This window comes from Sphingomonas sp. CFBP 13714, from assembly GCF_014842205.1.
Taxonomy (GTDB): domain Bacteria; phylum Pseudomonadota; class Alphaproteobacteria; order Sphingomonadales; family Sphingomonadaceae; genus Sphingomonas; species Sphingomonas aerolata.
Genome location: NZ_JACYVG010000001.1, coordinates 78,960 through 101,848, shown reverse-complemented (window position 1 = coordinate 101,848; position 22,889 = coordinate 78,960). Strand labels below are relative to the sequence as shown.

27 protein-coding genes are annotated in these 22,889 nt (G+C 67.8%); 10 read left to right on the top strand and 17 right to left on the bottom strand.

All coding sequences use genetic code 11. The features are described from left to right. The first annotated feature begins 70 nt into the window (after nt 1-70). The 4 genes from IFT54_RS00485 to hisN all read left to right on the top strand — a co-directional run bounded on the left by IFT54_RS00485 (nt 71) and on the right by hisN (nt 3,400). The gene (locus tag IFT54_RS00485) at nt 71-505 is read left to right on the top strand and encodes a VOC family protein (RefSeq protein ID WP_192069281.1); all 435 of its coding nucleotides are present in this window, start codon (nt 71-73) and stop codon (nt 503-505) included. Nucleotides 506-675: 170 nt separating this feature from the next. Continuing rightward, nucleotides 676-1,467 carry a DeoR/GlpR family DNA-binding transcription regulator gene (locus IFT54_RS00480; RefSeq protein WP_192069280.1) on the top strand — a complete coding sequence of 264 codons (792 nt, stop codon included), beginning with the start codon at nt 676-678 and terminating at the stop codon, nt 1,465-1,467. A 17-nt stretch (nt 1,468-1,484) separates the two neighbouring features. Continuing rightward, nucleotides 1,485-2,627 (top strand): MFS transporter, encoded by a 1,143-nt coding sequence (locus IFT54_RS00475; protein ID WP_192069279.1) that lies wholly within the window; start codon nt 1,485-1,487, stop codon nt 2,625-2,627. Continuing rightward, complete coding sequence (hisN, locus tag IFT54_RS00470) at nt 2,624-3,400, top strand: histidinol-phosphatase (RefSeq protein WP_192069278.1); 777 nt, start codon at nt 2,624-2,626, stop codon at nt 3,398-3,400. The genes IFT54_RS00475 and hisN overlap by 4 nt, the downstream gene beginning before the upstream one ends. Before the next feature lie 48 nt (nt 3,401-3,448). Here hisN and IFT54_RS00465 read toward each other — a convergent pair whose 3' ends face one another. Together IFT54_RS00465 and IFT54_RS00460 are read right to left on the bottom strand one after the other, a co-directional pair. Beyond that, nucleotides 3,449-3,958 (bottom strand): ester cyclase, encoded by a 510-nt coding sequence (locus tag IFT54_RS00465; RefSeq protein ID WP_192069277.1) that lies wholly within the window; start codon nt 3,956-3,958, stop codon nt 3,449-3,451. Between the two features lies 1 nt (nt 3,959). After that, nucleotides 3,960-4,877, bottom strand: coding sequence for an aromatic alcohol reductase (locus tag IFT54_RS00460; protein WP_192069276.1), 918 nt, complete (start codon nt 4,875-4,877; stop codon nt 3,960-3,962). Between the two features lie 67 nt (nt 4,878-4,944). Between IFT54_RS00460 and IFT54_RS00455 the strand changes: the two genes are divergently transcribed. Beyond that, the gene (locus IFT54_RS00455; RefSeq protein ID WP_166746657.1) at nt 4,945-5,421 is read left to right on the top strand and encodes a winged helix-turn-helix transcriptional regulator; all 477 of its coding nucleotides are present in this window, start codon (nt 4,945-4,947) and stop codon (nt 5,419-5,421) included. A gap of 75 nt (nt 5,422-5,496) precedes the next feature. Here the strand turns inward: IFT54_RS00455 and IFT54_RS00450 are convergent, their stop codons facing one another. Continuing rightward, nucleotides 5,497-6,009 carry a TlpA family protein disulfide reductase gene (locus IFT54_RS00450; RefSeq protein ID WP_342354738.1) on the bottom strand — a complete coding sequence of 171 codons (513 nt, stop codon included), beginning with the start codon at nt 6,007-6,009 and terminating at the stop codon, nt 5,497-5,499. A gap of 139 nt (nt 6,010-6,148) precedes the next feature. On the opposite strand from IFT54_RS00450, the gene argH reads away from it, so the two are divergent. Genes argH through IFT54_RS00425 form a run of 5 tightly spaced genes read left to right on the top strand, consistent with a single transcriptional unit; the run spans nt 6,149 to nt 10,756 of the window. Next, nucleotides 6,149-7,516, top strand: coding sequence for an argininosuccinate lyase (gene argH, locus IFT54_RS00445; protein WP_192069660.1), 1,368 nt, complete (start codon nt 6,149-6,151; stop codon nt 7,514-7,516). Beyond that, the gene (locus IFT54_RS00440) at nt 7,513-7,764 is read left to right on the top strand and encodes a hypothetical protein (protein ID WP_031394336.1); all 252 of its coding nucleotides are present in this window, start codon (nt 7,513-7,515) and stop codon (nt 7,762-7,764) included. The genes argH and IFT54_RS00440 overlap by 4 nt, the downstream gene beginning before the upstream one ends. Nucleotides 7,765-7,776: 12 nt before the next feature. Then, on the top strand, nt 7,777-9,039 hold the full coding sequence (gene lysA / locus IFT54_RS00435; RefSeq protein WP_192069274.1) for a diaminopimelate decarboxylase: 1,263 nt from the start codon (nt 7,777-7,779) through the stop codon (nt 9,037-9,039). Beyond that, a complete protein-coding gene (locus IFT54_RS00430; RefSeq protein WP_192069273.1) occupies nt 9,036-9,806 on the top strand; it encodes an NAD(P)-dependent oxidoreductase in 771 nt (256 codons plus the stop codon). The genes lysA and IFT54_RS00430 overlap by 4 nt, the downstream gene beginning before the upstream one ends. Continuing rightward, entirely contained in the window at nt 9,803-10,756 is a 954-nt protein-coding gene (locus tag IFT54_RS00425; protein ID WP_056409642.1) for a zinc transporter ZntB, read from the top strand. Before IFT54_RS00430 ends, IFT54_RS00425 begins: the two co-directional genes overlap by 4 nt. A 4-nt stretch (nt 10,757-10,760) precedes the next feature. Here IFT54_RS00425 and IFT54_RS00420 read toward each other — a convergent pair whose 3' ends face one another. The 14 genes from IFT54_RS00420 to IFT54_RS00355 form a co-directional block, all read right to left on the bottom strand. Then, complete coding sequence (locus IFT54_RS00420; protein ID WP_043158241.1) at nt 10,761-11,153, bottom strand: flagellar export chaperone FliS; 393 nt, start codon at nt 11,151-11,153, stop codon at nt 10,761-10,763. Next, complete coding sequence (gene fliD / locus IFT54_RS00415; protein ID WP_192069272.1) at nt 11,153-12,667, bottom strand: flagellar filament capping protein FliD; 1,515 nt, start codon at nt 12,665-12,667, stop codon at nt 11,153-11,155. Before fliD ends, IFT54_RS00420 begins: the two co-directional genes overlap by 1 nt. 51 nt (nt 12,668-12,718) lie before the next feature. Further along, a complete protein-coding gene (flhB, locus tag IFT54_RS00410; RefSeq protein ID WP_192069271.1) occupies nt 12,719-13,858 on the bottom strand; it encodes a flagellar type III secretion system protein FlhB in 1,140 nt (379 codons plus the stop codon). Continuing rightward, complete coding sequence (gene fliR / locus IFT54_RS00405) at nt 13,858-14,631, bottom strand: flagellar biosynthetic protein FliR (protein WP_192069270.1); 774 nt, start codon at nt 14,629-14,631, stop codon at nt 13,858-13,860. Before fliR ends, flhB begins: the two co-directional genes overlap by 1 nt. Before the next feature lie 4 nt (nt 14,632-14,635). Continuing rightward, nucleotides 14,636-14,905 (bottom strand): flagellar biosynthesis protein FliQ, encoded by a 270-nt coding sequence (gene fliQ, locus IFT54_RS00400; RefSeq protein WP_031395965.1) that lies wholly within the window; start codon nt 14,903-14,905, stop codon nt 14,636-14,638. A 136-nt stretch (nt 14,906-15,041) separates the two neighbouring features. Continuing rightward, a complete protein-coding gene (gene fliP / locus IFT54_RS00395; RefSeq protein WP_192069269.1) occupies nt 15,042-15,917 on the bottom strand; it encodes a flagellar type III secretion system pore protein FliP in 876 nt (291 codons plus the stop codon). Next, nucleotides 15,914-16,168, bottom strand: coding sequence for a flagellar biosynthetic protein FliO (locus IFT54_RS00390; protein WP_031394023.1), 255 nt, complete (start codon nt 16,166-16,168; stop codon nt 15,914-15,916). Before IFT54_RS00390 ends, fliP begins: the two co-directional genes overlap by 4 nt. A gap of 4 nt (nt 16,169-16,172) precedes the next feature. Then, entirely contained in the window at nt 16,173-16,475 is a 303-nt protein-coding gene (fliN, locus tag IFT54_RS00385; protein ID WP_031394024.1) for a flagellar motor switch protein FliN, read from the bottom strand. Beyond that, a complete protein-coding gene (locus IFT54_RS00380; protein ID WP_031441299.1) occupies nt 16,472-17,422 on the bottom strand; it encodes a flagellar motor switch protein FliM in 951 nt (316 codons plus the stop codon). The genes fliN and IFT54_RS00380 overlap by 4 nt, the downstream gene beginning before the upstream one ends. A 3-nt stretch (nt 17,423-17,425) precedes the next feature. Next, nucleotides 17,426-18,421, bottom strand: a complete 996-nt coding sequence (locus IFT54_RS20310; protein WP_244648414.1) for a flagellar basal body-associated FliL family protein — start codon at nt 18,419-18,421, stop codon at nt 17,426-17,428. Continuing rightward, entirely contained in the window at nt 18,414-19,418 is a 1,005-nt protein-coding gene (gene fliG, locus IFT54_RS00370; RefSeq protein WP_031394705.1) for a flagellar motor switch protein FliG, read from the bottom strand. Before fliG ends, IFT54_RS20310 begins: the two co-directional genes overlap by 8 nt. Beyond that, complete coding sequence (gene fliF / locus IFT54_RS00365) at nt 19,418-21,109, bottom strand: flagellar basal-body MS-ring/collar protein FliF (RefSeq protein ID WP_192069268.1); 1,692 nt, start codon at nt 21,107-21,109, stop codon at nt 19,418-19,420. Before fliF ends, fliG begins: the two co-directional genes overlap by 1 nt. 4 nt (nt 21,110-21,113) lie before the next feature. Continuing rightward, nucleotides 21,114-21,476, bottom strand: coding sequence for a flagellar hook-basal body complex protein FliE (gene fliE / locus IFT54_RS00360; protein WP_056409658.1), 363 nt, complete (start codon nt 21,474-21,476; stop codon nt 21,114-21,116). Then, nucleotides 21,473-22,789 (bottom strand): sigma-54 interaction domain-containing protein, encoded by a 1,317-nt coding sequence (locus tag IFT54_RS00355; protein ID WP_192069267.1) that lies wholly within the window; start codon nt 22,787-22,789, stop codon nt 21,473-21,475. The genes fliE and IFT54_RS00355 overlap by 4 nt, the downstream gene beginning before the upstream one ends. Between the last annotated feature and the right edge of the window lie 100 nt (nt 22,790-22,889).

Below are 22,889 nucleotides of genomic sequence, written 5' to 3'. Positions count from 1 at the left end.
CTTGCGGAGCGACGATTTTGCCGGGCATGGTCTGATAAGACAACGAGCAGCAATCTGATGGAGAGATCCGATGGCAGACGCTTCCAATTGGCTCCTTGATCATACCGGCATCGGTGTCACTGACATCGTTCGATCTGCGCGGTTCTACGAAGCGGCACTTCGCCCCCTCGGGGCTAAAGTCGTTATGCGGATCAACGCGACTATGGGGCTGGCCAACGATGGGGACGCCGACCTGGCAGGCGTTGCGTTCGGTACCGATTATCCCGCGTTCTGGCTCGACGTTTTCCATCCAACCGGCGCGAAGCAGCACACGGCGTTCCGCGCTACATCGCGCGAAGCTGTCGAAGACTTTTACCGCCACGGGCTGGCTGCGGGAGGGGTGGATAACGGCGCACCCGGTCTGCGAACGGATGGCTATCCCGAGGGTTACTATGCGGCCTTCATGTATGATCCCGACGGAAACAATATTGAGGCTGTGTACCGTGAGTCGAGGGGATCGACCTGAGGCGCTTACCCCGTCCCGATCGGAAGCCCCTGACAGGGCTTCCCGATCTCCCATCCGCGAGATGGAACATGGGGAGTAATGAGTCTCAACATGTGGACATGATGCCCGATCATGCATGATTGATGGATGACCATCTTGTTTATGCACGGTATGAGGGCTAGGAACAGCGGATGCCCAATGACATCCCGTCCAGCCGTCGCGATACGATCCTTGCCCGTCTATCCCTAGGCGAATCGGTTCATGCTGGTGCGCTTGCCAAGGAGTTCAGCGTTTCCGAGGATGCGATCCGGCGGGATCTGCGGGGTCTTGCTGCGGAGGGCCTGTGTCGCCGCGTCTATGGCGGCGCCTTGCCCGTCGTCGAAGGGGCGAGGCCGATGGCCGAGCGCGTCGGCGAGGATGTGCACAGGAAGCGGGCGCTGGCTGACGCCGCCGTTCGGGTCATCGAACCGAGCAGCCTTGTTTTCATCGACAACGGCAGTTCCAATCTCGCCCTTGTCGAGACGCTGCCGTCCTATCTCAATCTGACCATCGCGACGAGTTCGGTGACGATCGCCGCGGCGCTCCAGCATCGCGACGACATCGATCTGCTGGTGGTGGGGGGCATGATCGACCGGATGGTCGGCGGCGCCGTCGATGGTACGGCGCTCGAGGCGATCGCGCGGCTCAACATCGACCTGTGTGTCCTCGGCGCGTGCGCGGTATCCGCCGAGGGGGGCGTCAGTGCCTATGACCCGGCCGACGCCAGTTTCAAACGTGCGCTGACCGCGCACAGCCGCAGCACGATCGTCCTCGCGACGAACGACAAGCTCGGCCAGCACGCCCCGCACCGGGTCCTCGGCGTCGATGCCCTTACGCAGATCGTCGTCGAGCACGACGCCGATGCCGACCTTGTGCGCGATCTGACGAAGGTCGGCGCCACCATCGCGCGTGCCGACCCGCAAGACCCGCGCGGCCAGCGCTGATCCGAGGATATCCGCCAGTGACGATTCAAACTTCCGGCGCGCGCCTTGCGACGCGCCTGGCCTTTCTCGTGTCCGGCTTCGGGCTCGCCTGCTGGGCACCGCTCGTTCCACTTGCCAAGCAGAGGCTGGCGATCGGCGACGGATCGCTCGGGCTGCTGCTGCTGTGTCTCGGCCTCGGCTCGGTGGGCGCGATGCAGCTTGCGGGGCCGCTGACCTCGAAGCTCGGCGCGCGACCGGCGATCCTCGTCGGCGGCATCGGGCAGGCGATCCTGCTGCCCTTCCTCGCCTTTGCTCCCACGGTGCCCACCATGGCGGTCGTGCTGCTGCTGTTCGGCGCATTCCTCGGCGTGATCGAAGTCGGCATGAACGTGCATGCGGTCGAAGTGGAGAAGCAGGCCGGCACGCCGCTGATGTCCGGGTTTCACGGGTTGTTCAGCGTCGGCGGCTTCGTCGGATCGGCGCTGCTGACCGCCGTCCTGTCGTTGAAGATCAGTCCGGTCGCCGGGGCCGTCGCAGCGTCGGTCCTGATGATCGCAACGCTGGCACTGGCCGCGCGCCGGCTCATCCCGACCCCCAGGACCGAGGAGGCCCCGCTGGTCGTGATCCCGCGCGGGATCGTGGTGCTGCTCGCGGCGCTCGCGGCGATCACCTTCCTGACCGAAGGCGCGATGCTCGACTGGGGGGCGTTGCTGTTGAGCGGCAAGGGCCTGTTGCCGGTCACGCAGGCGGGACTGGGCTACAGCGTCTTTGCGGTGGCGATGACCGCCGGCCGCCTGACCGGCGACGCGATCGTCGCCAGGCTCGGGGATCGGCGGACGATGCTGTGGGGCGGGCTGCTCTCGCTGCTCGGCTACGGCGTCATGCTGCTCGCGCCGGTTGCATCGGTCGCGCTGCTCGGGTTCCTGCTGATCGGTCTTGGCGCGTCGAACGTTGTGCCCATCCTGTTCCGCCAGGCCGGCAAGCAGATCGTCATGCCGGCGGGCCTCGCGATCGCCGCGGTCACGACGATCGGCTATGCCGGGATCCTCGCCGGTCCCGCCGTGATCGGCTTTGTCGCGCAGGGCATCGGCCTGCCCGCCGCCTTCTGGCTGCTCACGGCCCTTCTGTGTCTCGTACCGCTGTGCGCGAAGGCCGCCACCGCCAATGGACGTAGATCATGATCCTTCCCGACACCGCCTTCCTGCATCGCCTTGCCGACCTTGCCGATGCCGAGACGATGCTTCGCTACCGCACCGACATCGCGGTCGATACCAAGGTGAAGGAGGGGTACGGTTTCGACCCCGTGACCGAGGCGGACCGGGAGGCGGAGGTCGCGATCCGCGCCGAGATCGGTGCGCATTTCCCCGACCATGCCATCCTCGGCGAGGAATTCGGGCTGACGGGCAGCGGGCGTGTTCGATGGGTGCTCGATCCGGTCGACGGCACCCGCCCGTTCATCTGTGGTCTGCCCGTCTGGGGGACGTTGATCGGGCTGACGGTCGACGGCCGGGCCGAGCTGGGGATGATGAGCCAACCCTTCACGCGCGAACGCTTCTGGGCGGATCGCGACGGCGCGTGGACCGAGCGGGACGGTGTGCGCCGACCGCTGGCGACGCGCGACGTCGGCAGCCTCGATCGCGCGATCCTGCACACCACCTCGCCCGAGCATTTCGGCGACGACCTCGCGCCCGGTTTCGCACGGTTGAAGGCGGCTGTGCGGATGATCCGCTATGGCGGCGAATGCTATGCGATGGCGATGATCGCGGCAGGCCGGATCGACCTGGCGATCGAGCCCTTGCTCCAGCCCTATGACATCGTCGCGCTGATCCCGATCATCGAGCGCGCGGGCGGTGTCGTCACGCGGCTCGACGGAGGGCGGGCGGAGGAAGGCGGCGCGGTGCTGGTCGCCGCGACTCCGGCACTCCATGCCGAAGCATTGCGGATCCTAGGATAGTTGGGGAGCGTCGCAGCGCTGCGAAAAGAGGCTCGCGAGCACAAGACGTCATTTGGGGATTATCGTGGCGAGTTGGCGATGCAGTGTCTCGTGATCCTCGACGTGCCAATTCTCGACAACATGTCCGTCAACGACCCGCATGATATCGGTCGCAAGATAGTCGATGGCCTGCCCGGCTCCATCCATGCCCCCGCGGCGCCCGGTGAACGTCCCTGTAACGCGGAGGTGACTGACGATGCGGTCTTCCGCCAAGATCTGCTGGAGGATCTTTACCCGACCATCGGGGAAGGCCGCAAAGAAGGCCGCGCCAGCATCCGCCAGACCGGACGGACCTTGCTGACGACCGGCGGGCAAGGTGTGATCCGTGTAGCGGGGGGAAACGGTTCGTTCGAAAAGCGTCGCGCTGCCGTTGTTCCAGAAACCGTAATAGGTCGCGGCGAGGTCGGCGAGCCGGGAAGCCGTGCGATCATCGGCGCTGACCAGAACCTCGGGACGCGCGACGGCGACAGCGGCATGATCGTCGAGTCGCAAGCGCTGCGAAGGCGATGAGTCGCTCATCTCACGCGGCCTCCCGCCGACCAAGCCATGCCGCCACGTCAGTCACTGCGATCCCGTGCGCGGCGTTGAACGTACGATCCTTGTCCCACGCCACACCAGTATCGCGTGCGAAGGCGAGGCGGTATTTCCGCATCCCGTCGTCAGGATGCACCGCGACCTCGGACCGCAGCTTGTCGATATCCCACAATACCCGCTCCACATCGCGGCCAAGGTGACGCTGGACCGTTTCGGCGAGCTGGGCGTAGGAGAACGTATCTCCCGCGATATACACCACTTCATCCCGAAGACGCGGCTCATGCGCTAGGATCGCGGCGGTAAGCCGTCCGATATCGTCGGCGGTCGTGACGGTCAGCCGATTGGCCCAGCTGCCGAGAGCGTGAACGCTGGCGTGTTCGAGATCGACCACGCCAAAGGCCGGCTCGAACAGGAAACTGGTGAACATGCCCGTCGAAACGATAATCCATTGCGTCGCGGTTTGCGCCCGCAGCAGGTCGCGCACGTCCGATTGCTCATCGAAGACGTCCTGACCGCTTCCCCGACCGACGACATCGTAATCGACACCGAACTGCCACGGCACATAGCGTTTCGCGCCTGCCTGCAGGACGGCTGTGGTGATCTTGCGCTGTGTGCCGGGGCCGCCGACGAACCCGGTGCAGCAGATCACCGTGTCGAACCCGGCGAACAGGGCGGCAAGACCATCGACCGTATCCCGTGCCAGGTCGCCATGGACGATATCAACGCCCTTTTCCTGCAACTTCCGGGCGGTCATCGCGCCTGCCTCGCCGGATGGCCGGAGGAGAACGCTGATTGACGGTGCTGCTGTCGGGTCCCGCGCCAACAGGCCATCGATAACCGCCAACCCGAGTTCGCCCGCGCCGATGACGAGGGTGGTGGCAGCTGGCGTTTTCGTGTCTGGCATCAGGCGTTCCTCATGATCCTGATGGGTAGATGAGGCGCACGGATGCAATGCAGAAGAAGGCACACGCGTGATACCGAGTGATGATCCGGACTTCGAGGCGGTGATCGCCCGCTCGCAAGCGGCCTGCGACGCACTGAGCGACGAAGATGACGGGCTGAAGCGGGACGTGCTGGCGCATGCCGGCAACCGCTGGTCACTCGGCATCGTCCACGCCTTGGGCGTATCGGGCACGCTGCGTCATGCGGAATTGGCCCGCCGTCTCGAAGGGATCACACAGCGAATGCTGACGAGGTCGCTGCGTCACCTGCAGCGCGATGGCCTGATCGTGCGGCGGGATCACGGCGAGGTTCCGCCAAGGGTCGATTACACGCTCACACCGCTGGGACGGGGATTGCTCGTCGGGATGATGCCGCTTTGGACTTGGATCATCGACAACGCCGCCACCTTCCAGGCGGCACGTACCCGGTTTGATCGCGGTGCGTCCGATTCCAGCGACGTCCTGGACGCTCACAACGGTCCAGATCCGGACGATCGTGCAGGGTGACAGGGCGGGATCATGCCGTCGCCGACGCGCCGCTCCAGCTTTCGCGGCGGAGCGGGGCGTCGTCGTGCGGGGCGGTCAGCGCGCCTCGGCGATCAGCTTTGCCGCGGCGGGGGTGTTCCATTCATAGCCGCCCAGCATTCGCCAGACTTCGCGCCCGTCCGAATCGTAGAGGATCGTGGTCGGCAGGTTCGCCTGATAGGCGATGCTGAGCGAGGCCTTGGCGTCGAGATAGGGTTTCAGCGTCGTGAACGCCTTTTGCGCGAAGAACGGCGTGACCTTCTCGGCGCCCTGAAGGTCCTGGCTGACTGCGACGACCTGGACCTTGTCCTTTATTGCGCCCGCGACCGCGTCGAGTGTCGGCATCTCGGCTACGCAGGGCGCGCACCAGGTCGCCCACAGGTTAAGCAGCAGCGGCTTGCCCTTGAAGCTGGCGAGCGTGACGGACTTTCCATCGGGGGCGGTGAAGCTGGTTGTCGGCCCCGTCTCGCCCTTGTGGCTGCGGTCGATCTTGTCGACCGGGGCGACGGGGGTGCCGGTCGCTTCGTCGGGCGAGGCCGCGACTTCGTCCGATGCGGCGCCATTGCCCATCGCGGCACCTGCCGCGTTTGCTTGCTCCGGAGCCGGCGATTTCCTATCGCAGCCCGCAATCAGCATTGCGCCACCCAGGAGACAGACGATCGACGCCCTTGAGAGCAGAGAAGGGGAGGACATGGACGGCTCCAATGCGATGTGGGGTGGACGCTTCGCCGAGGGTCCGGCCGCGGTCATGCGGGAGATAAACGCCTCGATCCCCTTCGACAAGCGACTGTGGAAGCAGGACATCGCCGGCTCCAAGGCGCATGTCGCGATGCTCGGCGCGCAGGGTATCGTCTCGCCCGACGACGCCGCGACGATCGCCGCGGGACTCGACCGGGTCGCGGCGCACTATGCCGCCAATGGCGTCGCCGAGGACCTCGTCCTCGAAGATATCCATATGCAGACCGAGGCGCGGCTGGCCGAGGCGATCGGTCCGGTCGCGGGGCGTCTGCATACCGCGCGGTCGCGCAACGACCAGGTCGCGACCGACTTCCGGCTCTGGGTCCGCGATGCGATCGACCAGGTGCTCGCGGCGCTAGGCGGGTTCCAGGCAGCGCTGCTCGTGCGGGCCGAGGAGCATGCCGCGAGCGTCATGCCGGGGTTCACGCATCTGCAATCCGCGCAACCGGTGACGCTCGGCCATCACCTGATGGCGTATCACGCGATGATCGCGCGCGACGTCAGCCGGTTTGCGGATGCGCGCGTGCGAATGAACCGCTCGCCGCTCGGCTCGGCGGCGCTGGCGGGGACGGGCTTTCCGATCGACCGCGAGATGACCGCGCATGCGCTCGGCTTCGACGGACCGATGACCAACTCGCTCGACGGGGTCAGCGACCGCGACTTCGCGCTCGATTACCTCGTCGCGGCCACCCAGTGCGCGTTGCATCTGTCGCGGCTGGCGGAGGAATTCGTGCTCTGGGCGTCGCAGCCCTTCGGCTTCGTCGCGCTCAGCGACCAGTGGTCGACGGGCAGCTCGATCATGCCGCAGAAGCGCAATCCCGATGCCGCCGAGCTCGTGCGTGGCCATTCGGGGCGGATCATGGGCTGCATGACTGCGCTGATGGTGACGATGAAGGGGCTGCCGCTCGCCTATTCGAAGGACATGCAGGACGACAAGCCGCCGGTGTTCGAGGCGCATGACCTGCTCGCGCTGTCGATCGCGGCGATGACCGGGATGGTCGAGAGCGCGACGTTCCGGACCGAGCGAATGCGCGCAGTGGCCGAGGCGGGCTTTGCGACCGCGACGGACCTTGCCGACTGGCTGGTGCGCGAGGCGGGGCTGCCGTTCCGTGAGGCGCACCATGTGACCGGGCGTGCAGTGAAACGCGCGGAGGATCTGGGCATCGCGCTCGACGCGCTGTCGATCGAGGATCTGCAGGCGATCGATGCGCGGATCGACGACCGGGTGTACGGCGTCTTGTCGGTCGACGCGTCGGTCGCCAGCCGGACCAGCTTCGGTGGCACCGCGCCCGACAATGTACGCGCCGCGATCCGCGCCGCACGGGAGACGAGCGAATGACACGCCTGATCCTTCTCGCCGGGCTGACCCTGTCGGGCCTGTCGCTGACCGCCTGCGGGGCGGCCGACGGGCTCGAACCCGCGCCCGGCAAATCGCTGCCGGTCGCGCCTTACGGGGCGAAGACGACACCGACGCCGACCGCGCTGCTGACGCCGACGCCGCAGCAGCGCCCCGAACGCAGTGATGAATTGCTCACCAGCTCGCGCGAGCGGCGGAGCGACGAATTCAACCTGCCGCCTTCCAACTGATCACAGGCCAGCATGGACCATTTCCACTATCGCGACGGCGTCCTCCATGTCGAGGACGTCGCGCTTCCCGCGATCGCCGAGGCGGTCGGGACCCCCGTCTATGTCTATTCGACCGCGACGTTCCGCCGTCACGCGCAGGTGTTCCGCGACGCGCTGAAAGGCGCGGGGCGCGTGCATCTGGCCTATGCGATCAAGGCCAATCCGAACGTCGCGGTGCTGCGCGTCCTCGCCGACGAGGGTTACGGCGCGGACGTGGTCTCGGCGGGCGAGATGGCGCGCGCGCTGGCGGCGGGAATCCCCGCGTCGGACATCGTGTTTTCGGGCGTCGGCAAGACCCGCGACGAGCTCGCCCGCGCGCTCGATGCCGGGATCGGCCAGTTCAACCTCGAGCTCGAGGAAGAGGGCGAGGTGCTCGCCGCACTCGCCCGCGATCGCGGCATTCGTGCACCGGCGGTGCTGCGCGTGAACCCCGATGTCGATGCGGGCACGCACGCCAAGATCTCGACCGGGCGCAAGGAGAACAAGTTCGGCGTGCCGATCGACCAGGCGCCGGCGATGTTCGACCGGCTGTCGAAGCATGACGGGCTCGATCTGCGCGGGGTGGCGATCCATATCGGCAGCCAGCTCGCTGATCTCGCCCCGCTCGAGGCGGCCTATGCACGGATCGGCGAACTCGTCGCCGAACTGCGCGCGGCGGGGCACGTCATCAGCCGGGTCGATCTGGGCGGTGGTCTCGGCGTGCCCTACAAGCCCGACGACGTGCTGCCGAGCCCGGCCGACTATGGCGCGATGGTCGCGCGCGCGACCGCGGGCTGGGACGTCGAACTGATGTTCGAGCCGGGGCGCGTGATCGCGGGCAATGCGGGCGTGTTGCTGACCAAGGTCATCTGGGTGAAGCCGGGGGTCACCAACCCCTATGTGATCGTCGATGCGGCGATGAACGACCTCGCGCGCGTCGCGATGTACGATGCCTATCATGATTTCGTCGCGGTCGAGCCGGGCGGTGAGCGGATGACCGCGAACATCGCCGGGCCGGTGTGCGAGACCGGCGACACCTTCGCGATGGGGCGTGACATCGACGTCGTGAAGTCGGGCGATCTGGGCGTGTTCCGCACCGCGGGCGCGTACGGCGCGACGATGGCGTCGACCTATAACAGCCGCGCACTGGTGCCCGAGGTGCTGGTCGATGGCGACCGGTTCGCGGTGGTCGCCGACCGGATCGAGCCGGAGACGATCCTGGCTGCCGAGCGCGTTCCCGAATGGCTCAAGCGGTGAGCCTGCACAGCCTGCCGCTGTTCGTGCGGCTGGCGGGCCGCCCGGTCATCCTGCTGGGCGAGGGCGAGGCGGCGGACGCGAAACGCCGGCTGCTCGACCGCGCCGGCGCGCACGTCGTCACCGATGAAACCTCGGTCGCGGCGCTCGCGATCGTCGCGATCGACGACGAGGCGGAGGCGCTCGAGGCGGTCGCGCGGCTCAAGGCGCGCGGTGTGCTCGTCAACGCGGTCGACCGGTCCGAGCATTGCGACTTCACGCTGCCCGCTATCGTCGACCGCGAGCCTGTGCTGATCGCGATCGGGACCGGCGGCGCGTCGGCCGGGCTGGCGGCGGCATTGCGGCAGCGGCTCGAGGCGCTGGTGCCGGCGGACCTGGGTGGGCTGGCAAACGCCCTGCAGCGCGCGCGGGGCGCGATGCGTACGCGCTTCCCCGATGGCGGCGCGAGACGGCGTGCGCTGGCCGATGCGCTCGCGCCGGGGGGCGTGCTCGATCCGCTCGGATCGTCGCGCGACGTGGCCGGCTGGCTCGACCGGGGATCGGTACAGGACGGGACGATCGTGCGGATGACGCTCGCATCGCGTGACCCCGACGATCTGACATTGCGGCAGGCGCGGGCGCTCGCCAGCGCCGACCGGGTCTATCACCGCAGCGACGTGCCGCCGGCGATCCTCGATCGTGCGCGCGCGGATGCCGCCCGGATCCTGTGCGACGCGCCGCCCGATGCGCGGGGATCGGGGCTGGTCGTCGATGTGGCGATGCGCGCGTGAGCGGGTTCGGGTTCAAGGTCGCTGACGGAGTCGCGTCGCGGCTCGCGGTCGAGGCGGCGCCCGCCGCGAGCGGCGATCTGGTCTGGGTGCATCTGTCGACCACCGAGGACGAGGCGCAGGCCTGGCTCCGTGACGAGGCCGGGCTCGAATCCTATGTGATCGACGCACTGACCGCGACCGAAACGCGGCCGCGTTGTGAGGCGGTCGGCGAGGGGGCGTTCTTAAACCTGCGCGGGCGGACGAACGAGGAGATGGATTCGTCCGACCTGCTCGCGTCGCTGCGCATCTGGGTGGTCAAGGGACGCGTCTATTCGCTGACACGCAAGCCGCTGGTCGCGATCCCGCTGGTTGAAAAAGAGGTCGAGGCGGGGCGGGTGCGCGATCCCGGCGATCTGATCACCGCGTTCGCGACCGCGATCACCACCGATCTCGACCCCGAGGTGGCGGCGCTCGGCGACGAGCTCGACGATTGCGAGGAGCGGCTCGATGCCAAGCATGTCTTCGCCCTGCGCCGCACCGTCAGCGAGGTCCGCGTGGCGGCGATCAGCTATCGCCGGTTTCTCAATCCGCAGCGCGCGGCGCTCGAAAAACTGGCTGCGCTGCCGGGCGACTGGCTGCGCGACGACGACCGGCTGCACCTGGCGGCGGCGGCGGACCGCGCGGCGCGGATGGCCGAGGAGCTCGAATCGATCCGCGAGCGATCCGCGCTGACGCACGAGGCGCTGACCGACCTGCGCGCGGAACAGATCGACAATCGCTCGCTGATCATCTCGGTCGCGGCGATGGTATTCCTGCCGCTGACGTTCCTGACCGGGCTGTACGGGATGAACGTGAAGGGGCTGCCCTTTGCCGAGGAGCCCTGGGCGTTCGATGCGATCGCGGGCGGCTGCCTGGTGATCGCGCTGGGTATCGTGATCTACTTCGTCCAGCGGCACTGGTTCGAACGGTAGCGGCTCAGGCCGCGCTGGCGGTGCGCCAGGCCTGCGCGATCTCGTCGAGCGTGTCCGCGGTGGTGCGGAAGATCGAGCCGTCCTGGCCGACCGATGCGTCGACGATCGTCCGGCGCGCGCCTGCATAGAGCCGCGCGAGCGTTTCCGACACCGCGCCGCCGCGGTCGAAATCGAGCCCCGCTTCGAGCGCGAACAGGATCGCGGTCGCGCGGGTCACGCGGTCGCTCTTGGTCGCATATTGGCGGTTGTCGGAGGCCCAGGCGGCGGCACGCAGCGCCGCGACCAGTTCCTTGTAGAGCAGCTGGACGAGGCCCGGGCCATCGGTCGTGGTGCGGCCGACCGCGTCGATCTGGCGATAGGTGGCGAACGGGTCGCGCGTGAGGGTGGTTGCGTACATCACGAGTCGCTCTTGTTCCAGGCGGCGATCTGGTTGGTGAGGAAGCTCTGGATCGACTTGTACGACGACACGCGCGAATTCATGCTCGAGAATTGCTGGGTCAGGCGGGTGGTCATCGCCGCGGACTGATCCGCGATCTTGGCCTCGGCATCGGCGATCGCGGATTGCGCGGCGGTGTAGCGCGTCTGCGAGGCGCCGAGCCCGATCGTCGTGTTGGTCGCGCTGGTCGTGATCGCGTTCAGCACCGCGCCAAGCCCGGCCTTGCCGTCCGCCGAGCCGTTCAGCATCGTCTCGATCGCGGTCGAATTGGTCAACATCGCGTTCGACAGCGCGGCGGCATCGACGCGCAACGTGCCGTCACGATTGGTCGCGACGCCGATCTGCGCGAGCGTCGTCGGGCTGCCGGCACCGGTGTCGCCCGACAGCGGCGCCAGCGTCAGCGCCTTGAGCGACGACAACAGTGTCTTCGCCGCCGGATCCGCGCGCAACACGCCGGTCACCGGGTCGGTCTGCTCGGTGAGCGTCGCCATGACCTGGTTATAGGTCTCGACGACGTCGGATACCGCCTGCGACAGCGCGCTGGTCGGCGTCGTGCTGCCCAGCGTGACCGGGCCGGTCGACACGGCGTTGAGCTGGAGTTTGACGCCCGTCACCAGGTTGTTGATCGTGTTGCTCGCGCGCTCGACCGCGATCCCGTCGACGGTCAGCTTGGCATTCTGTGCAGCCGCCGTGACGCTGGTGTTGGTGGCGCCGGGACCGACATTATAGGCGGCCAGCTTGCCGCTCGTATCCGTCGTCGCGTTCAGCGTGAACGCCTGCGACGCGCCGGTCGCGCCCTTCATCGACAGATAGGCGCTGCCGTTCGAATCAGTCACGACCGAGGCGGTGATGCCTGCGCCCTTCGCGTTGATCGCCGCGGCGATCCCGTCGAGGCTGGCGTCGGTGACGTCGATCGTCACCGCCGTGCCGCCGCCTGCGGTAAAGCCGGTCATCTTGGTGCCTGCCGCGTCATAGGTGGCGGTGCCGAAATTGAGCGTGAAGCTGCCCGAGCCGATCACCGCGGTGCGATCGGCGACCGCGGCGGTGGTGCGGATCGTCTGCGCGCCGGCGAGCTGGTTGACCGAGATGGTCGACGACAACCCCGAGACCTTCGCGCCCGCCAGCGCGCTGACGCCGAGCGCGGCGGTATTGGAGCTGGTCGGCTGGCTGGTCAGCGTGCCGCCCTTCACCAGCGCGGCATAGGCGGTCGAGAAGCCCGAGATCGCGCTCTTGAGCGTTGCCAGCCCCGAGATCTGCGTGGTGATCGTCTTCGACTTGGCGGTCAGCTGCGCAGTCTTGGCCGCGAACTGCGCCTCGACCAGCGAGGGCACCAGGCTTGCGGTGTCGATCCCCGAGCCGGCATTGAGCGAGGTCAGCAGCGACTGCGCCGCGTTCTTCGTCACGCTCGCCGCGGTCGGCGTCGGCGTTGCCGCCGGGGTTGGCGTCGCGGTGCTGCTCGTCGTCGAAATTGCCATGCCGGAATCCTTGCGCGCTCGAATGGAATAACGACCGCGGCCGCCGGATCTTTAGGGAAGTTTCACGCCGTTTTCGTCGAACCGCGCATCGACCGGCACGGTGATCGCGGGCTGCGGCATCGGCGTGCCGCCCGCCGCAGCGTTCAGCCCGAACACGAAGGCGAGGATGGTCGCGATCGCCATGTACAGGTCATCGCGAACCTCCTGATTTTCCTTGCTGGTATAATAGACGGCGCGCGCGAGCAGTGGGTATTCGAGCACGGGTACGCGGGTCTCCGCGGCGAGTTCGCGGATCGCCAGCGCGGTCGCGCCACGGCCCTTGGCGACGACGACGGGAACCTGGTCCTTGCCGCGGTCGTAGCGGAGCGCGACCGCGAAATGCGTCGGGTTGGTCAGGATGACATGCGCCTCGCCGACCGCCTTGCGCATGTTGCCGCTGGCCATTGCGCGCATCTTGGCGCGCTGCTGACCCTTGGCCTCGGCATTGCCCTCATTGTCCTTGTGCTCGTCCTTCACCTCCTGCTTCGACATGCGCATCTTGCCGAGGCGGCGGATGATCTGGATCGGCACGTCGATCCCGGCGATCGCGACGAGCCCGAATGCCATCGCGATCAGGATCGACGAGAAGGTCCCGCCGAGCGTCGTCAGCGCCTGGTTGAGATCGGCGGACGAAGCGAGCCCCATCGTCGTGTGCGATGCCTGCCACAGCATCCAGCCGCCAATCGTGCCGAGCAGCGCGACCTTCAGCAGCGACTTGCCGAGCTCGATCCAGCCGGTCGGGCCGAAGATCCGCTTGAGCCCCGAGGCGGGGTTGATGCGCGTGAACTTGGGCGCAAGCAGCTTGCCGTTGAAGCCGAGCGAGCCAAGCCCCGCCTGGCTGAGCACCGCGGCGACCAGGCTGACCACGAACAGGGTGACCAGCGACGGCGCGAGCTTCCACCCCGCTTCCTGGAGCGGGCGCCAGGGCGAGAAATCCTCGACGTCCGCGCGCCCGAACTGGAAGCTCGACGCCATCACCGCCTTGCACGCGGCGATCAGCGAGGGGCCGGCATAGATCAGCCAGGCGACGCCCGCGAGCATGCTGAGCGCGGTCGCGAAGTCGCGCGAGCGGAGGATGTCGCCCTTCTCGACCGCATCCTTCTTGCGCTTGTCGGTCGGGGCTTCTGTCTTTTCGCCGAATTCGTCCGCCATCAGCCGAGCACCAGGCTCTGCGTGGCTTCGAGGCCTTCGCGGATGATCACGACCATATAGTCGCCCATCGCCGGGAAGCCGACCGCGAGCGCGACGACACCGACCGCGAGGCTCGCGGGCAGGCCGACCGAGAACAGGTTGAGCGCGGGTGCTGCGCGGCTGATCATGCCGACGACGATGTTGAGGCACAGCAGCAGGAAGCCGACCGGCAGCGCGAGCAGCAGCCCGGCGAGAAACGCATAGCCGCCAAAGAACACGATGCCGCGCAACCGGTCGACGCCGAGCCATGCGGCGCCGGGCGGCATCACGTCATAGCTTTTGACGAGCATCTCGACGAGCACCAGGTGCCCGTCCATCGACAGGAACAGCAGCGTCAGCATGATCGAGAAGAACTGGCCGAGCGCAGGGCTCGACCGGCCGTTCTGCGGATCGACCGACGAGGCGAAACCGAGGCCCATCGACCCGCCAATGATCTCGGCGGCGATCACCGGCGCGGCGAACGCGATCTGCAGCACGAACCCGAGCGCGAGCCCGACCAGCGCCTCGGCGGCGACCGCGAGCACGGTCGCCGTCGCGAAGATCTGCTGCGGCGGCTGGACCGGGTGCGCGGCGAGCACGAGGAAGCCGATCGCCCCCGACAGCGTGACGCGGACCGTGACGGGGACCGACACGTTGCCGAACACCGGCGCGGCGATGAACGTTGCGCCGATCCGCACCATGACGAAGATCAGCGCCCAGAGCTGCGGCTCGATCGAGAGGCCGAAGCCTAGCATCTGCCTATTTCACCAGATCGGGGATGCGTTCGAAGATGCTGACGGTGAAGTCGCTCAGCAGCCCGAGGATCAGGCTGCCGAAGATCATGATCGACACCGCGACGACGAGCAGCTTCGGCACGAACGACAGCGTCTGTTCGTTGATCGATGTCGCCGCCTGGATCATGCCGAGGATCAGCCCTGCCAGCAGCGCCGGGATCAGGATCGGCGCGCTGGCGAGCGCCAGCACCCACATCGTCTGGTTGGCGATGGTCAGGAAATATTGCGCGTCCATGGCTTATAATGCTTCCGTTCGCTCTGAGCCCATCGACTGCCTGCAAGGCAGGCGTTCGGGGGGACGGCGAAGGGCCTGGGACTCATGTGCTTCGACTGCGCTCAGCACGAACGGGAGTGTGGGTGCATCCACCGGGTCAGGTCGCGAACGAGTTGGCGAGGCTGCCCATCGTCAGCGCCCAGCCGTCGACGAGCACGAACAGCAGCAGCTTGAACGGCATCGAGATGATCGTCGGCGACAGCATCGCCATGCCGAGCGACATCAGCACGGTCGCGACGACGAGATCGATGACGATGAACGGCAGGAAGATCAGGAAGCCGATCTGGAATGCGGTCTTGAGTTCCGAGGTGACGAACGCCGGGAGGAGCACGGAGAAGGGGATGTCGCGCGGCGACGCATAGGGGCCCGACTTCGCCATCTCGGCGAACATCGTGACGTCCTTGATCCGCGTCTGCTTGACCATGAACGCGTGGAGTGGGACGCCCGCGGTCGTGATCATCTGCGTGCCCGCGAGCTGGCCGGCGGCATAGGGCTGGATCGCGGTCGTGTTGATCTGGGTGATGGTCGGCGCCATGATGAAGAAGCTGAGGAACAGCGACAGGCCGAGCAGCACCTGGTTGGGCGGCGTTTGCTGCAGACCGAGCGCCTGGCGCAGGATCGCCAGCACGATGATGATCCGCGTGAAGCTGGTCATCATCAGCAGGATGCCCGGCAGGACCGTGAGCAGCCCCATGATGATGAGGACCTGCAGCGACAGCGACAGCGAGCCGCTCTGCCCGGTATTGCCCGCCGCCTGGCCGCCGAGCTGGCCGAGCGCGCGGTCGACCGCGTCGCCGACCGCGGGGCTGGCAGGGGCGGGGACGGCCTGCGCGAAGGCGGGCATGGCGAGGAACAGGGCGACCAGCAGCGCGAGGCCGACCCACAGCCACGCAGCGCCACGCGACTGCGGCCTGGCCTGTACAGCGGTAATCAGCGCCGGGCCCGACCCCTTGCGCGTAACGATCAGGCTCATGCGTCGACCTTGTCGATCAGGTGCACGCCACCGCGACCGACCGAGACGAGCAGCCGCCGGCCCTCGAAATCGATCACCGCGAGGCGCAGGCCCGGCGAGATCATCATCGTTTCCTTGACGCCGATCAGCCGCGACGTGGGCTTGCCGGGCATGCGGCTCTCGAATTTGCGCCACAGCAGCAGACAGCCGACCATCAGCCCGCAGACGAGCGGCAGGAGGATGACGAGCTTCAGGATATAGGACCAGAGCATCGGATCAGCCGCGCGCCGCGAGCGACTTGTCGGGGCTGACCAGCTCGGTCATCCGCACCCCGAACCGCTCCCCGACGGTGACGACCTCGCCGCGGCCGATCAGCGTGCCGTTGACGAACACGTCGAGCAACTCGTTGGCCTGGCGATCGAGCTCGATCACGCTGCTTTCGCTTAGCGCGAGCAGTTCGCGCAGCGTCAGGCTGGTCGAGCCGATCTCGACGGTCAGCTTGACGTCGACGTCCTGCAGCAGCCTGAAATTGGCGGCCACGGCGGCGTCGACCGGAAAAGTACCGGCCATGTCGGTCATGCTGCGAATCCTTCGTCGATACGGGTAATGGAGGTGAGCTGGATGGCGGCGAAGCCGTTGGACGTGCCGACCGTGCCGCAGCCGAGCCGGTCGTTGCCGACCATCACGGGGACGTCGCCCGAGATCGTGATCGGGATCACGTCGCCGGGTTTCAGGTCCATCAGCATCTGCAGCGACACGACGGGTTCGGCGAGCACCGAGCGGATCGGGAAGCGGATGTTCATCGCCGCGCGAGTCAGCTCGTTGCGCCAGGCCGGATCGGGCTCGGCGGTCTTGCCGAGCACCTTGGTGGTGAGCGACGGGGCGTGCGGCTTGAGCGCGGTGACCGGATAGACGAGGTCGAGAAAGACCGGCTTGCCCGCCCCCGTCGCCAGCCCGAAGCGGGTGACGATCATCGCATCCTCGCCGTCGAGCTCGGCGATCATCGCCGGGTTCACCTCGACACGGGTCGGTTGGAACTCGAACCGCGCCATCGGCTCCCATGCGGTCTTGAGCGGCGTCGCGATCAGCTGGCCGATCCGCGCGATCATCGCCTCGCCCGCGGGCGAGAATTCGGCCGGCAGCACCGGTGGCACCGCGCCCGTCCCGCCGAAGAACAGGTCGAGCAGCTCGAGGATGAACCGCCCGTCCATCACGCACAGCGCCTGCGCGGCGCCCGGCGTCATCACCATCGGCAACCAGGCGATCAGCCCGTCGCCGCGCTCCGCCCGGTAATCGGCAAAGCGCTGGACGACGAGCGGCTCGGCCCAGCTGCGCACTTCCTGGCGCAGCATCGGCTCGAACACGCCGCGCAGCGTCCGCGCGAACCGGGCGGACAGATGCTGCAGCGTGTGCAGGTCGCCGAAGGGATTGAGCTTGGCCGACCCCAGCATGCCCGAATGGGCCGCCTGGGGACGATCGCGCTCGCGCCGCTCGCGCATCGTCGTGTCTGGGGGGGCGTTAACCATGCCTCACTGAACGACGAAACTGGTAAAGTAAACGTTACCGATCCCCCCGAAACCTTCCTTCTGCTTGAGCGTCGCGTTGATGGCCTTGGCCAGTTCGCCCTGCAATTTGCGCTTGCCCTGCGCGGTGAAGACCTCGTCTTCGGTCGCCTCGCCGAGCGCCATCAGGATCGCGGAGCGTACCGCGATCTCGTTGGTCTTGAGATGGTCGATGACGCTGTTGTCATAGGGCGTCGAGACGGCGACGCCGACCTGGATGAAATGCGCGCTGTCCTGGAGGTTGGCGGTAAATTCCTTCTCCAGCGCATAATAGGTCGACGCATAGCGGTCGCCGCCTTCGCCCGCAGGCGGCGCCATGCCGTGATTCTCGGGTGCGGCATCCTCGCCGCCGCCATGCCCGCCGCCTTCGCCGTCCCCTTCGGCCCCGGCGGAATCGGCGAGCAGTTCGGTCGCGGATTCGATCCGTCCGGCGAGCAGGTCGGGCGAGATGCCGATCTCGCCGACCAGCTTGCCGACCAGTAGCAGAACGGTCTGACGAAGCTGCGTCGCGACGCGGTCGCGGTCGAGTCGGTCGGTGGCGAGCGCGGCGGCGAGCGACGCGAGCAGCGCCTGGTCGCGCGCGGCATTTCCCTGCGCCACCGCGGCTGCGGCGGCGAGGCCCTCGGCATAGCCCGCGGCATGCGCGGCGGCGAGCGGATCGAGAAAGCTCTCGGTCTCGCTGGCGGGATCGAGCGGATCCCAGCCCTCGGTCGGATTGCTGTCCTTGTCGGCGGGACTGAAATGCTTCGGCCCCGGAGGCGGTGCGCTCGGGGGCGGCGTGGGCGTGGCACCCTGCGGTGCGAACCCGGTCGCGCGGCGCGGCGCGGCGGCGACACGATCGCGGATATCGGCAGCGGCAAAGCCCATCGGCGGCGCGAAGGCATGCGCCAGCAACTGCGCCGCGGTGTCGTGGCGTGCGGCGAAGCCCGCGACGAAACCGGATGCCCCGACAAACTTAGACATAATCGTCCTCGCCTCCGCCCATCATGATCGTGCCATCCTTGGCGAGCCCGCGTGCGGTCGCGATCATCGCCTTCTGCGCCTCGAGCACCTCGGCGAGCCGCATCGGTCCGCGCGACTCCATCTCGTCGCGAATGCCGTCGGCGGCGCGCGCCGACATGCAGCCGAGGAAGCGGTTGCGCACCGCCTCGTCGACGCCCTTGAGCGCCTTGGTGAGGATCTCGCCATCGACGTTGCGGATCAGCGTACCCAGATTCTTGTCGTCGAGCTCGAGCAGATTGTCGAACACGAACATCGCCTCCTCGATCGCCTTGGCGACGTCGCGGTCGATCTTGAACAATTTGGGCATGACGCGCTGTTCGGTCGCCTTGCGCGCGCCGGACAGGATCTTGGCTGCCTCGCGGGTGCCGCCCAGCGTCACGCCCTGGCCGCTCGACCCGGTGCCGGTGCGGTTGGCGAGCAGCGTGCGCAGCGTGTCGACCGCCTCGGGCGTGATCGGCCCGAGCCGGGCGATGCGGTGGAGGATATCAGGCTGGACCGCATCGGGCATCAGTTCGAGCACCTGGCCGCCGACCGACGCGTCGAGATTGGCGATCAGCACCGCGGCGATCTGCGGATGCTCCTTCTCGATCATCGCGGCGATCTCGCTCGCATCGAGCCAGTCGAGCAGTTCGAGTTCGCACGCCGCCTCGGCCGGGGTGATCCGCGCGAGCACGCTCTCCGCCTTTTCGCGGCCGAGCGCGCGGTTCATCACCGCCTCGATCTTGGGACGGGGGTCGAAGCCGATCGTCGTGCGCTCGCGTGCGCGGTCGACGAAATCGTCGAGCACCGTCTCGACCTCCTGCTCGGAGACATCGGCGACTTTGAACATCGCCGCGCCGAGCTGACGGACCTCTTCCGGGTCGAGTTTCTGCAGGATCGCGGCGGCTTCGTCCTCGCCCACCAGCATCATGAGCACGGCGGCACGTTCCACGCCGGTATAGGTGCGCAAGCCCTCCATCAGCGTGCGTCCGCCTTGATCATGTCGCGCACGGCGAGCGCGGCGCGGGTCGGATTGTCGCGGGTGAAGCCGCGGACCGCGCCGACCCGCTCGTCATAGCCGCGCGAACTTTCGAGCTGGTCGAGGCTGACCGGGGGGACGACGACCGGACCGGTCAGCGCCTCGGCATCCTCGCCCTCGGCACCCTCGATCGTCTGGCCGAAGGCGGGCCGCGGCGTCGCGTCCTCGCGCTTCTTCATCAGCGCCTTGGCGATCGGGCGAACGCCAAGCAGCAGGACGAGCAGCGCGATGACGATCGCGGTTCCGTTGCGCGCGAGCACCGGCAGCCACGCATTGTCGTACCAGGCGGGGCCGGTATCGGCGGCGGCATCGGCGCCGGCGAACTTGCGGCTGATCACCGTCACATTGTCGTTGCGCGTCTGATCGAAGCCGACCGCGCTCTTCACCAGGTCGGTGATCTGGTTGATCTCCATCGCGGTGCGGCGCGTCTTGTCGGGATCGCGCAGCAGCACCGCGACCGACAGGCGCTTGACGCTGCCCGGCGTGGCGCGGGTCACCGACACTTCGCGGCCCAGGTCATAGGCGCGCTGATACTGGTCGGACTGCTTCATCGCGTCGGGGGCGGGGCCACCGGCGACGGGCTGCGGCATGCCGGGATTGCCGGTCGCGGGCTGCGGTGCCTGGAGCGTGCTGGCGGCGGGCGGCGTGTTGCTGAGCGCGCCGGGGATGCCCCCCGGGGTCGCGGCGCCGTCCTTCTGGTTGCCGGTCCAGTTGCCCGTTTCGGCGCGCAGCACGCCCTGCTTGTCATAGCTTTCGCGCGTCGCCTGGGTCTCGTCGAGATTGACGTCGGCCTGGACCTCGGCGGTGAAGTTTCCGGCCCCCACCAGCGGGGTCAGCAGCTGGATCAGCTGGGTGCGGTACTTGTCCTCGACGCGACGCTGGATCTCAATCCGCTTGTCGCCCGCCGCACCGACGCCGTCGACGCCGCCGGGCTTGGTCAGCAGCGCGCCCATCTGGTCGACGATCGTCACCGAATCGGGCTTCATGCCGGGTACCGACGATGCGACGAGGTTGATGATCGAGGCGACCTGTGCGTCGCTCAAGGATCGGCCGCCCTGCAGCTTCAGGATCACCGAGGCCGAGGGCGCGGCATTGTCGCGGACGAACACCGAGGCTTCGGGCGTCGCGAGATGCACGCGCGCCTCGGCGACCGCGTCGATCTCCTCGATCGACCGGGCGAGCTCGGATTCGCGTGCCTGGCGCAGGCGTTCGCCTTCCACCGCGCGGCTGACGCCCATCGGCAGCTGGTCGAGGATCGCGTAACCACCGGGTGCCGCCTTGGGCAGGCCCTGGCCCGCGAGCAGCATCCGCGCGCGCGAATAATCCTCCTCGGCGACCGTCAGCGAACCCGTCGAATCGTCGATCCGGCTCCTGATGTTCGCCGTCGTCAGCGCGGAGGTGACCGCGGCCTTGTCGGCATCGGGCAGGTTGGTGAACAGCGTCTTTTGCGTCGGCGAGGACAGCGTCATCCACGCGAGCGCGGCGGCGGCGATCAGGCCGATCATCAGCACCATCGGCAGCGAGCGGCGTACCGCGGGCTGCGCGAAGGCGGACTTTATCTGTTTGAGCGGGTTAGCGAATTTCTCGGGGAGGCCATTGGCCGACGAAGCGGGGATGAGGGCAGTGCTCATATCATTACACCGGCATGCTCATGATGTCCTTGTAGGCGGACAGGAGTTTGTTGCGGACCTGCAGCGTCGCCTCGAACCCGACCGACGCCTGCTGGCGCGCGAGCATCACTTTGGCGATGTCGACGGTCTCGCCGCGCTCATAGCTTTCGCTGAGCTTGGCGGCCTGGGTCTGGCCCTCGTTCACGCTCTTCAGCGCGGTTTCCATCGTGTCGCCGAAGCTGACGGGTTTCGTCTCGGTCGGCGCGACCATCGGGCCGGTCTGGCTGGCACGCGCGAGCGCCTGGTTGCGCTCGAGAATCTGCGAGCGCAGCGCCATGACGCGGTCGACGCTCATCGCGCCGCCGCCGATTCCGCTGACGCCGCTCATGCCGACATCACCCGGGCGAAGTCCTCACCCTGTTCGCGCGCCTTGGCGAGGCGGTAGCGCAGCGTGCGTTCCGAGATGCCGAGCCGGCGCGCGGTCTCGATCCGGCTGCCGCCGCATGCCTTCAGCGTCTCGCGGATCGCGGCGAACTCGCTCATCTGGACGATGGTGCCCAGAGTGTCGGTCGGCGTTTCGGCGGGCGTCTCGGCAACAGGCACGAGCGGTTCGGCGATCGGCGCGACGACCGGCGCGGGGCGCGGGGCGAAGGTCATCGTTACCGGGCGATCGAACAGGATGTGGCTCGCCTCGATCGTGTCGCCGCCGCAGAACAGCAGCGCGCGCTGGATCACGTTCTCGAGCTCGCGGACATTGCCCGGCCAGTCGTGCAGCATCAGCGCCTCGATCGCCGCGCGCGACGGCCAGGGAATGACGTTGCGGTTGCCGGCATGGCGCAGGATCATCGTCGCGGCGAGCGCAGGGATATCCTGCGGCCGCTCGGCGAGCGACTTGGTGGTGAGCGGGAAGACCGCGAGCCGGTAATAGAGATCGGCGCGGAACCGGCCTGCGGCGACCTCGCCCTGCAGGTCGCGGTTGGCGCAGGCGATGACGCGGACGTCGATCGGCTGCGGCACGGTCGCGCCGAGCGGGACGACCTCGCGCTCCTGGAGCACGCGGAGCAGCTTGGCTTGAAGCGTCAGCGGCATCTCGGCGATCTCGTCGAGCAGGATCGTGCCGCCGTTCGCGGCGCGGAAAAAGCCTTCGCCGCCCGACGACGCGCCGGTGAACGCGCCCTTCTGGTGGCCGAACAGCATCGCCTCGAGCATCGATTCGGGGAGGGCGGCGCAGTTGATCGCGATGAACGGGCCGGCCTTGCGCGGCGAACCATTGTGGATCGCGCGGGCCAGCACTTCCTTGCCGGTGCCGGTCGGGCCGTTGATCAGCACGGTGATGTCGGCGGCGGCAACGCGCTCGGCCAGTGCGAGCAGCGCGAGCGATTCGGGGTCGGCGGCGGTCGGCATGTCGGGCCCGCCGATCAGCGCGCGGGCAAAGCCGTTGCCGACCGCGGTATCCTCGGCGGCAAAGCCGATCCGCGCGGGCGCGCCGCTGCGCGACGGGGTGACGCTGCGGCCTTCCGAACCGATCACGACGGTGCGCGCGGGGTAGGCGACGGGCTCGCCCTCGGCGACGAGGAACAGGTCGTTCGCGCCCGGCTGTGCGGTGTCGAGCGATTCGATCCCGAAGCCCTGCGCACGCAGGGACGAGACGAGCGCATATTTGCGCGCCGTGACGGCGGCGGATGGAAAGATCGAGCGCATGAAGTCCCCCTGTGACGATTCGGGAATGCGGCCTCGAGAGTAAAGGCGCGGTTAAATCGTGCCGCGTCGCGGCAAACTATTTCCGGGCGCGTTCGCGCGC

Excerpts from the sequence above, each read along its gene's own strand:
- IFT54_RS00380 (WP_031441299.1), bottom strand. The coding sequence starts at position 17,422 with ATGGTTAACGCCCCCCCAGACACGACGATGCGCGAGCGGCGCGAGCGC.
- IFT54_RS00465 (WP_192069277.1), bottom strand. The coding sequence starts at position 3,958 with ATGAGCGACTCATCGCCTTCGCAGCGCTTGCGACTCGACGATCATGCC.
- flhB (WP_192069271.1), bottom strand. The coding sequence starts at position 13,858 with ATGGCGGACGAATTCGGCGAAAAGACAGAAGCCCCGACCGACAAGCGC.
- IFT54_RS00485 (WP_192069281.1), top strand. The coding sequence starts at position 71 with ATGGCAGACGCTTCCAATTGGCTCCTTGATCATACCGGCATCGGTGTC.
- IFT54_RS00355 (WP_192069267.1), bottom strand. The coding sequence starts at position 22,789 with ATGCGCTCGATCTTTCCATCCGCCGCCGTCACGGCGCGCAAATATGCG.
- IFT54_RS00390 (WP_031394023.1), bottom strand. The coding sequence starts at position 16,168 with ATGCTCTGGTCCTATATCCTGAAGCTCGTCATCCTCCTGCCGCTCGTC.
- fliF (WP_192069268.1), bottom strand. The coding sequence starts at position 21,109 with ATGAGCACTGCCCTCATCCCCGCTTCGTCGGCCAATGGCCTCCCCGAG.
- fliE (WP_056409658.1), bottom strand. The coding sequence starts at position 21,476 with ATGAGCGGCGTCAGCGGAATCGGCGGCGGCGCGATGAGCGTCGACCGC.
- fliP (WP_192069269.1), bottom strand. The coding sequence starts at position 15,917 with ATGAGCCTGATCGTTACGCGCAAGGGGTCGGGCCCGGCGCTGATTACC.
- fliN (WP_031394024.1), bottom strand. The coding sequence starts at position 16,475 with ATGACCGACATGGCCGGTACTTTTCCGGTCGACGCCGCCGTGGCCGCC.
- IFT54_RS00450 (WP_342354738.1), bottom strand. The coding sequence starts at position 6,009 with ATGGGCAATGGCGCCGCATCGGACGAAGTCGCGGCCTCGCCCGACGAA.
- fliQ (WP_031395965.1), bottom strand. The coding sequence starts at position 14,905 with ATGGACGCGCAATATTTCCTGACCATCGCCAACCAGACGATGTGGGTG.
- argH (WP_192069660.1), top strand. The coding sequence starts at position 6,149 with ATGTGGGGTGGACGCTTCGCCGAGGGTCCGGCCGCGGTCATGCGGGAG.
- IFT54_RS00420 (WP_043158241.1), bottom strand. The coding sequence starts at position 11,153 with ATGTACGCAACCACCCTCACGCGCGACCCGTTCGCCACCTATCGCCAG.
- fliR (WP_192069270.1), bottom strand. The coding sequence starts at position 14,631 with ATGCTAGGCTTCGGCCTCTCGATCGAGCCGCAGCTCTGGGCGCTGATC.
- IFT54_RS00480 (WP_192069280.1), top strand. The coding sequence starts at position 676 with ATGCCCAATGACATCCCGTCCAGCCGTCGCGATACGATCCTTGCCCGT.
- fliD (WP_192069272.1), bottom strand. The coding sequence starts at position 12,667 with ATGGCAATTTCGACGACGAGCAGCACCGCGACGCCAACCCCGGCGGCA.
- fliG (WP_031394705.1), bottom strand. The coding sequence starts at position 19,418 with ATGGAGGGCTTGCGCACCTATACCGGCGTGGAACGTGCCGCCGTGCTC.
- lysA (WP_192069274.1), top strand. The coding sequence starts at position 7,777 with ATGGACCATTTCCACTATCGCGACGGCGTCCTCCATGTCGAGGACGTC.
- hisN (WP_192069278.1), top strand. The coding sequence starts at position 2,624 with ATGATCCTTCCCGACACCGCCTTCCTGCATCGCCTTGCCGACCTTGCC.
- IFT54_RS00440 (WP_031394336.1), top strand. The coding sequence starts at position 7,513 with ATGACACGCCTGATCCTTCTCGCCGGGCTGACCCTGTCGGGCCTGTCG.
- IFT54_RS20310 (WP_244648414.1), bottom strand. The coding sequence starts at position 18,421 with ATGTCTAAGTTTGTCGGGGCATCCGGTTTCGTCGCGGGCTTCGCCGCA.
- IFT54_RS00460 (WP_192069276.1), bottom strand. The coding sequence starts at position 4,877 with ATGCCAGACACGAAAACGCCAGCTGCCACCACCCTCGTCATCGGCGCG.